The sequence below is a fragment of the Aquabacterium sp. genome, from assembly GCF_050725395.1.
In the GTDB taxonomy this organism is placed as follows: Bacteria; Pseudomonadota; Gammaproteobacteria; order Burkholderiales; family Burkholderiaceae_C; genus Aquabacterium.
Map to the genome: position 1 here is coordinate 1 of NZ_JBOHHL010000069.1, position 10,506 is coordinate 10,506.

Genomic DNA, 10,506 nt, shown 5'->3' on the forward strand with positions numbered 1-10,506 from the left:
GGCGGTGGGCCAGGCGGTTGGCCTGTTCATCGAGTTGCGCGTAGCTCAGCGAATCGCCGTCGTGCACCACCGCCTTCGCTTGCGGCTGCAGCCGCGCTTGCCGTTCGATCACAACGTGGATCGGGTCAGAGGCCAGCACACAGATGGAGCGATCCCCCCACCGCTGCACCTGCGTGCAATCGATGTCCCCCGACAGGTCGACTTCTCCCACGGCCAAAGCCGGGGATCTCGCCAGGGCCCTGAGCAATGACACATAGTGGTCGGCCAGCCGCCCGATGCTTTCGGGTTCGAACAATTCCCGCGCAAAGATGAACCTGGCGCTGACCTGGCCGTCGGCCTGCTCAACCGTTTCCAGGGTGAGCTCGAACTGCGCCGCCTGACCGGGGATGGCCTCCACCGCCGCGGCCAGCCCCGTCAGCCGTTCGAAACGCCGCAGATCCCGGCTCAAGTGATTGAACATCACCTGGAACAAGGGGGCGTGGCTGGCACTGCGCTCGGGTTGCAAGGCCTCCACCAGTTGGTCGAAGGGCAGGTCTTGGTTCGCTTGTGCGTCCAGCGCCGCTTGCCTGGTGCCGGCCAACAAGGTTGCCAAGGACATCTTGTCATGGATGACTTGGCGCATCACGAGGGTGTTGACAAAGAACCCGGCCACCGATTCGATGCCGGCATGCTGCCGATTGGCCACTGGCACGCCGACGCGGACATCGTCCAGTCCGGTGTGCCGGTGCATCAGCGCCTGGAAGCCCGCCAGCAGGCTCATGAACAAGGTCGCGCCCTGGGCATGGGCAGACTCCCGTAAGGCAGTCAGCACGTCCTGGGGCAGTTGGACCAGGTGGTGTGCGGCCTGGTATCGGGCCAAGGCCGTGCGTGGGTGATCGGTCGGCAAGGCCAATGACGGGTGATCCGGGCCAAGCTGGGCACGCCAGTAGGCCAACTGGCGTTCGCCAGCGCCCTGGGCCAGCCAGGTGCCGTGCCAGTTCGCATAGTCCGCATACCGGGTCGTCAGCGCGGGCAGCGCCGCTGGCTCCGAGCGCAATGCGGCCTGGTAAAGCGCGGCAAGGTCATCGACCAGTGCCTGCATCGACGCCGCGTCGGACACGATGTGGTGCATGACCATCAACAGGCGATGCTGATCGTCATCCAGCTTCAACAGCGCCACTCGGAACAGAGGCCCCCGCATGAGGTCAAAAGGCCGGGCATTGAAGGCCTGTGCCGCTTCATCGGCCAGCAAGGTGCGGGACGGCCAAGGCGACGCCGACAGGTCCGTCACCGCCATGGGCAAGTCCAGCGCCTCCAGAATCCGCTGCTCACCGAGTTCATCCGCGCCAAGGTCGATGACGGTCCGCAGGGATTCGTGCCGCTCGATCAAGCCGGCCAGCGCCTGACGCAGGGCTTCCAGGTGCAGCGTCCCCGTCAAGTGCAGTGCGGCAGCCACGTGGTAGGCCGTGTCGCTGGGATTCAGCCGCCAAAGGAACCACTGCCGCCGTTGGGCATGGGACAAGGGGGCCGCGGGATGTCCCGCCAATCCGAGGCGGGTCGGCGGCATGGCCAAGGCGGCTTGGCGGAGACTCGGTCCTTCGACCAGCACCTGCCGGACCCGTGCGGCGCACTCCGCCAAACGCGGCTGCTCGAACAGCCAACGAGAAGGCACCTCGATGTTCCAGGTCATGGACATCTTCAGCGCCACTTGCGCGGCCGTCAGCGAGTTGCCCCCCTGCGTGAAGAAGTGTGCGTTCCTTGACAAGGGCTTTGCCGAGGCCGGTTGGCCCAGCACCTCCTGCCAGATCAACGCCACCGCCGCTTCCAGCTCGTCCAGCGCCGGCTCAGTTGGCGGCAGCACCGATGGCCCGCCCAACACGAAGGCCCCATGCTGGTAGATGGCGTAGGCATCGGCCGCTCCTTCCAGCCAAGCCTTTCGGCAGGCGCCACGCTGCAGCTTGCCGCTGGTGGTTTTTGGCATGCCGCCTGGCTGCAACAGCATCACCACCGACAAAGCTTCGCCACACTGTTCGCTCACCGCCGCGCTGAGCGCTTCGACCAAGGCCGCAGGCGCGACGAGTTTCTGCATGCCCCGCGACACCTCGGCCGCCAGGCCTATGCCCTCGCCTTGGGGTCCATCGACCGCGAACACGGCAATGCGCCCCTGCCGCACCGCGTCCACCTCGCGCTCGACCGCGCGCTCCAGGTCTTGCGGGTAGAGGTTGTGCCCTCGCACGATGACCATGTCCTTGATGCGACCTGCGATGTACAGCTGCCCGCCATGGATGAAACCAAGGTCACCGGTGCGCAACCAGCGGCGACCATCCCGCTCCATGAATGTCGCCAGGCTTTCAGGCAGCTTGCCCCAGTAACCCTGGCCCAGGCTGGGGCCGCTGACCCAGATCTCGCCAATGCGCCCCGGTGCAAGGACGTCCATCGAGGCCGGATCAACGATGTCCACACGGTGTGCCGAGGGTGCGTGGCCACACCCCACCAAGGTGGGCCCCCCTTCCGCCAAAGGCAGCGCTTGGCCCTGGGCCAAGTGACTGCCCGAGAACGGCTGGGCCACCAGCCCTGCGCCACGCAGGCCCCCCGTCACGAACAGCGTTGACTCGGCCAGGCCATAGCAAGGGTAGACCGCCTCGGCGGCAAAGCCGGCCAAAGCGCCACGCTCGCAGAACAAGCGCAGTGTCTCGGCCCGCACGGGCTCCGCGCCTGAGAAAGCGACCTGCCATGACGACAGGTCCAGCTGCCGCCATTGGGCCTCCGTCACACGCTCCAGGCAAAGTCGGTAGGCGAAGTCCGGCCCACCGCTGATGGTTCCCCGGTGGCGTGAGATCGCTTCCAGCCAGCGCACAGGCCGCTCCAGGAAAAACCGGGGCGACATCAACACCACGGGGATGCCCCGATGGATGGGTTGAAGCAGACCACCGATGAGGCCCATGTCGTGGTTCAGGGGCAGCCAGGACACGAACACGTCCGTCGCCTCGACCGACAAGCCCTCTTCGATCGCGCGCATGTTGGCCATCAAGCCGCCATGCGTCACCATCACGCCTTTGGGGGCGGACGTCGAGCCCGAGGTGTATTGCAGGAACGCGATGTCGCCCGGCGCCGGAACGCGGTGCCGCCATTGCTCGGCGCCCTCCTCGCCCACTTTGTCCACCGCGATCACCTGGGCCTGCGGGAACGCTTCGCCGACACTGGCGATCATGGATTGGACCGCGCTGCTGGTCAGGATGCAGCCAGCCCGCGAGTCGGCGGCGATGCCGGTCAGCCGATCCAGGTGCTGTGGCCGGATGGACTCGGGGGGAAACACGGGAACAGCGATCAGGCCCGCGTACAGGCACGCGAAGAAGCTGATGACATGGTGCTCATCGTTGTCCAGCATGATCAGGGCGCGCTCGCCGGGCCCGAAATCCTGCTGAAGCCGCGCCGCCAGCGCCCGGACCTGCCGGTCCAGCTCGGCGTAGCTGACCGCGATGTCCAGGGTCTGGCCATCGCGGCTGCAAGCCACCATCAGCGCCTTGTCGTTCGCCCGGGTCTGGGCCAAGCCATGCAAGTGGGTGACGAAGTCCAGCGGTCTGCCGGAAAGTTGAGGCTTGCTCGTCATCATTGAATCCGCCATGTCCGTTTTTGGATTGATCCGGGGTCAGAACCTGCCCAGGTTGCCGTGCGGCTCGGCCATGGCCACCACCACTTGGCGAGGCCCTTCGAAAGGCGTCCGGGCATGGGCGGCCAGCATGTTGTCCAGCATCAGGACATCGCCGGCCTGCCATTGAAAGATCACGGTTTCGGCGTCCAACACGGCGCGCACACGGGCAAACTCCTCGTCGGGAATCACGCTGCCATCCGCCAGGAAAACATTGCGCGGAACGTTGTCCACACCCAGGATGTCTTCCAGCGATTCGCGCACCTCCGCCTGGAGGTTCGAGACATGGAACAGGTGGGCCTGGTTGAACCAGACCCGCTCGCCCGTCACGGGGTGGGTCTCGATGGCCTGGCACAGTTGGCTGGTTCGAAGTTCGCCGTCATCCTTCCATTGCCACTGGATGCTGGCGCGGCGACAGAAGTCCTCCACCTCTGCCCGGCTGTCCGTGTTGAACACCTTTTGCCAAGGCACGTCGAACTCGCCGTGGTTGCGCACATAACGCAGTCCTGGCTCGAACCGGGCCAGGATGTCCGCCGGCATGCGCCTGTAGATGGCTCGGCTGTCGGCAATCGGTGTCTCCCCACCGATCGGCGAGGCCTTGACGCAATGGAACCAGATCTTCATCGGCCATTCGCGCGTGTAGGCCTGCTCGTTGTGCAGGGGAATGTGCTGGTGCGCGGGGTACTCGGTCGAGGTGTAGACCCCTGAAGCCGACATCGCGCTGCGCGGCGTCGACGCAAACTCATATTTCAGCAAGGGATGCCCGAAGGAGGCGGCGAACGCCTGGAAGGACTCGATCGTCGGGACCGAGAAACCCCTCAACAACACCCCGCCCGCCAGGCGAAGTTCCTCGTCGATTCGTGGGCGGATGTCCGCCATCGCCTGCAAGAGCGTCTGGCCAGGGACCGGAGGCGTGATCAAGACAGGCAAGGCCGACCTGGGCGTGGCGGAGCAGCTCAGGTGAAGCGATGCGGCGCTCATGCCCAAGCCTCCAAGGTCGCCCTGGCCGCGCTCGTCAGCCGCTGCTCGATGACCGGCATCAACAGCGCCTCCTGCTCCCGAATGAAAAAGTGACCGCCATCGAACCAATCGACGGTGAAAACGCCCCCCGCCTCGGCGGACCAGGCCTCCAGTCGTTCAACGCCGACATCGTCCCGGCGACCGCCCAAGGCGTGCACAGGCATGGGCAAAGGTTTGTCCGCCACCGGACGCAAGCTCGCGCACACGCGGTAGTCCGCGGCCAGCACATCCAGCGTGAGGCGCATGAGCTCCTCGTTCGCGAACACTTCCTCGGGCGTGCCGCCCTGTTGACGAAGGTCGGCGATCAACGAGGCGTCGTCCTGCTTCCCGGCGAAACGCGCGGGGTCTCGCTTCATCGGTGCCGGACTGCCGGCCACCAGCAAGGCCTGTGGCAAGGGGCCACCGGTTTCAAGCTGCCGGAGCGCCATCCCATGGGCCAGCAAGGCGCCCATGCTGTGACCGAACAAAGCGTAGCGGCCCGACAGCGCCTGTTGCTGGTCTCGGCACAGCCAGGACACCAGCGCCTCGAAGTTGTCCACGAAGGGCACCGAAAACAGGCTGCCGCGCCCCGGCAACTCGACCGGTACCACCTCGACCCACCGCGGCAGCAGGCGCCGCCAACGCAGGTACATGGTGGCGCTGGCACCCGCGCACGGCAGGCACAAAAGAGAAACGGGTGTCGGCATGAGGCCTCACCGCGCCGCTTGCTGTTCCATCCACTCCCGCAGAGACTTGGGCCGCATGTCGGTCCAGGTTTTCTCGACATAGTCGGTCACGGTCTTTTTGTCTCCCTTGACACCATCGACCGCGGTCCAGCCTGCGGGAACGGCCTTCCAATGAGGCCAGATGGAGTACTGCTCTTCATGGTTGAACAGAACGATGAAGGTTTCGTCTTCACGGTCAAAACAGCTTGTCGACATGCTGGGTCCTCATTTGGTTGGGCGGGATGAATGCAAGGGGGACTCAGTCAGGCGCCAGCCATCGAAACCCCCTCCAGCACTACATGACGGGACAGGCCCGCTTCTGTTTAGTGCCCGGTCTTTTCGTCAAAGCAGGTAACGGCAATCGCTGAGGGCCGTTTCAGCTTCCTTGATCATGAAATTGACCAAGGTCGCGGAGCAGCCGAGGCGCCCCCCGATCTCGCGCTGGGTCAGGCCATTGAGGCGGTTGAGCTCGAACGCCAGGCGTGTCCTCGGCGCCAGCGCACCCAGCACCTTGTCGACGAGTTCAAGTGCCTGGCGGCCTCTGAAAGTCAACTCCGGAAGATTGCAACTGACGGGGCCGATCGCTTCCACATCGTCACAACAGATGCGGTAGTTCGACTCCACGGCCCGCTGCCGGTGGTAGTCGAATGCCATGTTGCGCACCACTTGGCAGCAGTAGCACAAAGGCTTGCGGATCTCGCGTTCGATCCCGCCATGGATCAACTTCAGGTAGGCGTCCTGGATCACTTCATCGGCCAGGTCCACCGTGTGAACGATTTTTTGCGCGACGCGCCGGAGATAGGCCCTGTTGGCCACGAAAACTTCGCCGAGCGTCAGCTCGGTAGAACTCAATGACATGGTGCAGCATCCCTGTTGCAAATGAAGGTTCCCGGCATGCGCCGATCCGGCATAGAAAATTGAATGAGACTTATTAACTTTTAGAGTCAAAGGAAGTCATTCGATCTTTGCCCTGTACTTACCTAGACGCTTTGGGCTCCAAAAGTGAGACACCTGTGAGGCAGCGCTGGGTGAATGGTGGATTCGGGCACCGCGCTTGCTGGGTCAGGCATGTTTTTCCACAGGGGTAAAAGCCACCATGAAAACCTTCGCTGCCTTCAAGCCTGTTGCCGCCTGCGCGTTGCTGGCGTGGTCATGTTCCGCCTTGCACGCCCAGATGAGCACGCCTGTTCCCTCGGGGCCGCCTTCAACCCAGCCGGCACCCAAGTCTCCGTCTCAACCATCTTCTGGTGAATCGGCCAAAGACGGTGGTGGTCCACAGATCACAGTGCCCTTGAAGCGGCAAGGCGCCCCACTTCCGGACCACGCGCCTTCGGGTGCAGCATCCGCTGCAGCAAAGGGCAAGTCGAAGAGTTAATGCACTGGATTTCAATTAACCATCAATTCATTGATTCAGAAAGACTTTTACAAGATTCAAAGGTCAATGAACGACCGTGTCGCATTTGAACCCCTATTGTCACGCATCATCCTGTTCAGTTGGCGTGCAACGACCGACAGTCGGGGCAGCCAAAATACCACCTGCCGCGACTGGCCCACGCTGTCCACCCGACTCATGAAAATTGCAGTAGCCGCCGTGGCGAACGGAGCGCCGTGATGGAGCGCACCTTGGCGATGGTGCAAGGAGAGCCCGAGGGTTCTTCGATTCCCATGTCGATGGCTTCCCCAAGCATGCCCGCAACACCTTTGCGCGGCGGCAGATTCGCAGCCATCTTCCTGACGACAGACCGCGCACAGCGAACACGCATCGTGCGCTCACTTTGGTCGGTTGCGCTCATCGCCATCTGTGTCGGCTTGATCGCCTACGCGGTCCAGTCCAGGTTGGTCGCCCCCCAGGAAGGTGAACTGCTGTCGGGCCTGATGCTCGCGTCCAGCCTGGTGTTCTACATTGCCCTGCGAAGCGGCTTCAACCGGCGGTTTGCCGATCCCGCCCTCACCTTGCCGCAGATTCTGGCCGCCCTCACCTGGATTGCCGGTGCCTATGGCGCGACGAACGAGGCGCATGGCGGCATCCTCATGTTCGTGGCCCTGGTGCTGGTTTTTGGCGCCTTCAACCTGACGCCTGAGCGCGCCCGCCTCAGCAGCCTCTATGCCGTGATGGTCATGGGCTCGGTGATGGCTTTCAAGAGCGTGGACGATCCAGTTCGCTACCAGCCTCGCGTGGAATGGGTGTACTTCATTTTCCTGGTCACGATGGTGCCCACCGTGGTGGTGCTGGCAGCGCACCTCGACCGGATGCGGCAGCACCTGCATGGGCAGAAAGCCGACCTGGTCACCGCGCTGGCGCGCATCCAGGACATGGCCTCGCGGGACCCGCTGACGGGCTTGATCAACCGCCGCAAGATGCTGGAAGTGCTGGCGGAGCATGCCGCCTTGAGCAAACGGAACATGCTCACGTTTTCCGTGGCCTACATCGACCTGGACCACTTCAAGCAGGTGAACGACAACTGGGGCCATGGCGTTGGCGACGAGGTGCTCAAGGGTTTCGCGGCGGCCTCCCAAAGCCTGTTGCGTGAAACCGATGTGATCGCCCGTTGGGGTGGCGAAGAGTTCCTGGTCTTGCTGCCCGATGTTCCGCCTGGCAGTCCGGTGCTCGCCATTGAACGTTTGCGCTCGGCGATGGCCGGGGCCCAGCTCAGCCAGACCGAGCCGGGCTTGCGCATGACCTTCTCATCGGGCATCGCTGGTCACCGGCTTGGCGAAGCGATTGAAGAAACGGTCGAACGCGCCGACCGGGCCCTGTACAGGGCCAAAGCGTCTGGCCGCAATCAAAGCGTGGTCGCGAACGCCTGAACGGCCGGCTTTACAAAGCTGGCATCCTGATTGCCGGAACGACATGACAGCGGATGCATCCTGCATGCCGCGCTCACTTCAAGGAGAAGAGCCATGTCCACCAGCAGCATCCTGGGCGCCGAACGCGCCGCCACCTATTCATCCGGCCGTGACACCGCGGCCTTGGGCCCCAGCGATTCGTCCGACAGCGGCAGCGATGTCCTGGGCGAATTCAACCGCGACGAGAGCGAGCAGGACCTGTCAGACCTGAGCACACCTTTGCGCGCCGATCGGGACAGCACACACCAATCCATCTTGGGTTCGGACAGCGATGCCTCGGGCACGGGCGAGCGCGGCACCGCGTTCAGGGAGCACTTGCGCGAAGCGGGGGACATCATGCCCGACCGCATCACACCCGCGCTCGATGGCGAAAGCGATGCCTTGGCCGACGCCCAGGTGAGCGCCGAGGCCTCGGAAGAATGGCTGGACGAGCAGGACGACGATGAGCTCGACGACGACCTGTTGACCGACGAAGAGCTCCTGTCCGAAGTTCAAGCGAGTTGAGGCGGCGCCGGCCTGGCTGGGCGTGGTTCACGGTGCGTCCAGCGGTACAGCAGCGGCAACACGAACAAGGTCAGCGCGGTGGATGACAAGATGCCGCCAATGACCACCGTGGCCAATGGCCGCTGCACTTCGGCGCCCGTGCCCACCGCCAGCGCCATGGGCACGAAGCCCAGGCTGGCCACCAACGCCGTCATCAGCACCGGCCGCAGACGTGTCAGGGCGCCCTCCCGGATGGCGGGCTCCAATGCCATGCCCTGCGCACGCAGCTCACGGATGCAGGCGATCATCACCAGGCCATTGAGCACTGCCACGCCCGACAAAGCGATGAATCCCACGCCCGCCGAGATCGACAGCGGGATGTCGCGCAGCCACAAGGCGGCCACGCCCCCGGTCAAGGCAAAGGGCACGCCGGAGAACACCAGCAAGCCATCCTTGAGGTTGCCGAACATGGCGAACAAGAGCATGAAGACCAGCAGCAAGGCACCCGGTACCACGATGGACAGGCGGCGGCTGGCCGACTGCAGTTGTTCGAACGTGCCGCCCCAACTCGTCCAGTAACCGGCCGGCACCTTGACCTGGCCCTGGATGCGGGATTGCGCTTCTGCCACGAAGCTGCCGACGTCCCGTCCTCGCACATTGGCCGTCACCACCACCCGGCGTTTGCCGTTTTCACGGCTGATCTGGTTGGGGCCTTGGGCCATGTCCATGGTCGCCACATCGGTCAGGCGGGCAAAGACAGCGCCCCCGCCGACGTCGCCGGTGGGCAAGCGCAAGGGCAATTGTCCCAGCGCATCAAGGTCACCACGCCGAGCCTCGGGCAGGCGCACCACGATGTCGAAGCGACGGTCGCCCTCGAACACCGATCCGGCTTCGCGCCCCCCCACCGCCGTCGCCAGGGTGTCCTGCACATCACCCACGTTCAAGCCCAAGCGCCCTGCTTTCTCGCGGTCGATGTTGACGGTGAGCATGGGCAGCCCGGTGGTCTGCTCCACCTTGACGTCCTCGGCGCCGGGCACGGCTTCGAGCACCTTGGCGATCCGCTCGGCGGTGTCGTTCAAGATCGGCGCGTCATCGCCAAACACCTTGATGGCCACGTCGCTGCGCACGCCCGAGATCAGTTCGTTGAAGCGCATCTGGATGGGTTGCGTGAACTCGTAGTTGTTGCCCGGCACTTTCGTCACCGCGGCCTGGATGGCTTGGACGAGGTCCTCCTTGGACCGCTTGGGGTCCGGCCATTGGTCGCGGGGCTTGAGCATGACGAAGGTGTCGGCCACATTCGGGGGCATGGGGTCGGTGGCGATCTCGGCCGTGCCTAATTTGGCGAACACGGTGTCCACTTCGGGGAAGGACTTAACGGTGCGCTCAAGCTGCACCTGCATGTCGACGGCCTGGCTCAGGCTGGTGCCAGGGATGCGCAAGGCGTGCAAGGCGATGTCGTGTTCGTCCAGGCTGGGGATGAACTCGCTGCCCATGCGCGACACCATCAAGGCGGCCAGCCCCAGGGACACGGCCGTGATCGACACGGTCAAGGCGGGGCGGGCCATGGCCTTGCCCAGCAAAGGCTCGTAGCCACGCCGGGCCCAGGCCATCAGGGCGTTGTCCTTTTCGTTGACCGGCCCCGTGAGCCAAAGGGCCACGGCCGCCGGCACGAAGGTCACCGACAGGACCATCGCCCCCAGCAAGGCCGCGACCACGGTGAAAGCCATGGGGTGGAACATCTTCCCTTCCACCCCGGTCAAGGCAAAGATGGGCAGGTAGACCACCATGATGATGAGCTGCCCGAACAGCAACGGTCGGCGCACT

The 10,506-nt window shown here is 64.3% G+C and carries 8 protein-coding genes; 2 read left to right on the forward strand and 6 right to left on the reverse strand.

Annotation, left to right across the window (positions count from 1 at the left end; all coding sequences use genetic code 11):
• The 5 genes from ACREB4_RS20835 to ACREB4_RS20855 all read right to left on the reverse strand — a co-directional run.
• A partial coding sequence (locus ACREB4_RS20835) for a condensation domain-containing protein (RefSeq protein WP_431590158.1) occupies positions 1-3,592 on the reverse strand: 3,592 nt, incomplete at its 3' end.
• A gap of 36 nt (positions 3,593-3,628) precedes the next feature.
• Positions 3,629-4,609: a TauD/TfdA family dioxygenase gene (locus ACREB4_RS20840; RefSeq protein ID WP_431590159.1), complete on the reverse strand. Its 981-nt coding sequence runs from the start codon at positions 4,607-4,609 to the stop codon at positions 3,629-3,631.
• Complete coding sequence (locus ACREB4_RS20845; RefSeq protein ID WP_431590160.1) at positions 4,606-5,334, reverse strand: thioesterase II family protein; 729 nt, start codon at positions 5,332-5,334, stop codon at positions 4,606-4,608. The genes ACREB4_RS20840 and ACREB4_RS20845 overlap by 4 nt, the downstream gene beginning before the upstream one ends.
• A 6-nt stretch (positions 5,335-5,340) precedes the next feature.
• Positions 5,341-5,568, reverse strand: coding sequence for an MbtH family protein (locus tag ACREB4_RS20850; RefSeq protein WP_431590161.1), 228 nt, complete (start codon positions 5,566-5,568; stop codon positions 5,341-5,343).
• Positions 5,569-5,694: 126 nt separating this feature from the next.
• Positions 5,695-6,210, reverse strand: coding sequence for a sigma-70 family RNA polymerase sigma factor (locus ACREB4_RS20855; RefSeq protein WP_431590162.1), 516 nt, complete (start codon positions 6,208-6,210; stop codon positions 5,695-5,697).
• An 828-nt stretch (positions 6,211-7,038) separates the two neighbouring features.
• Here ACREB4_RS20855 and ACREB4_RS20860 point away from each other — a divergent pair.
• Entirely contained in the window at positions 7,039-8,160 is a 1,122-nt protein-coding gene (locus ACREB4_RS20860) for a GGDEF domain-containing protein (RefSeq protein ID WP_431590163.1), read from the forward strand.
• A 93-nt stretch (positions 8,161-8,253) separates the two neighbouring features.
• Positions 8,254-8,703: a hypothetical protein gene (locus ACREB4_RS20865; protein ID WP_431590164.1), complete on the forward strand. Its 450-nt coding sequence runs from the start codon at positions 8,254-8,256 to the stop codon at positions 8,701-8,703.
• Here the strand turns inward: ACREB4_RS20865 and ACREB4_RS20870 are convergent.
• A partial coding sequence (locus tag ACREB4_RS20870) for an efflux RND transporter permease subunit (RefSeq protein ID WP_431590165.1) occupies positions 8,691-10,506 on the reverse strand: 1,816 nt, incomplete at its 5' end. The genes ACREB4_RS20865 and ACREB4_RS20870 overlap by 13 nt on opposite strands.

What these genes read in the sequence shown, in the direction of transcription:
- ACREB4_RS20840 (WP_431590159.1), bottom strand. Translation starts at nt 4,609, where the DNA reads ATGAGCGCCGCATCGCTTCACCTGAGCTGCTCCGCCACGCCCAGGTCG.
- ACREB4_RS20845 (WP_431590160.1), bottom strand. Translation starts at nt 5,334, where the DNA reads ATGCCGACACCCGTTTCTCTTTTGTGCCTGCCGTGCGCGGGTGCCAGC.
- ACREB4_RS20850 (WP_431590161.1), bottom strand. Translation starts at nt 5,568, where the DNA reads ATGTCGACAAGCTGTTTTGACCGTGAAGACGAAACCTTCATCGTTCTG.
- ACREB4_RS20855 (WP_431590162.1), bottom strand. Translation starts at nt 6,210, where the DNA reads ATGTCATTGAGTTCTACCGAGCTGACGCTCGGCGAAGTTTTCGTGGCC.
- ACREB4_RS20860 (WP_431590163.1), top strand. Translation starts at nt 7,039, where the DNA reads ATGCCCGCAACACCTTTGCGCGGCGGCAGATTCGCAGCCATCTTCCTG.
- ACREB4_RS20865 (WP_431590164.1), top strand. Translation starts at nt 8,254, where the DNA reads ATGTCCACCAGCAGCATCCTGGGCGCCGAACGCGCCGCCACCTATTCA.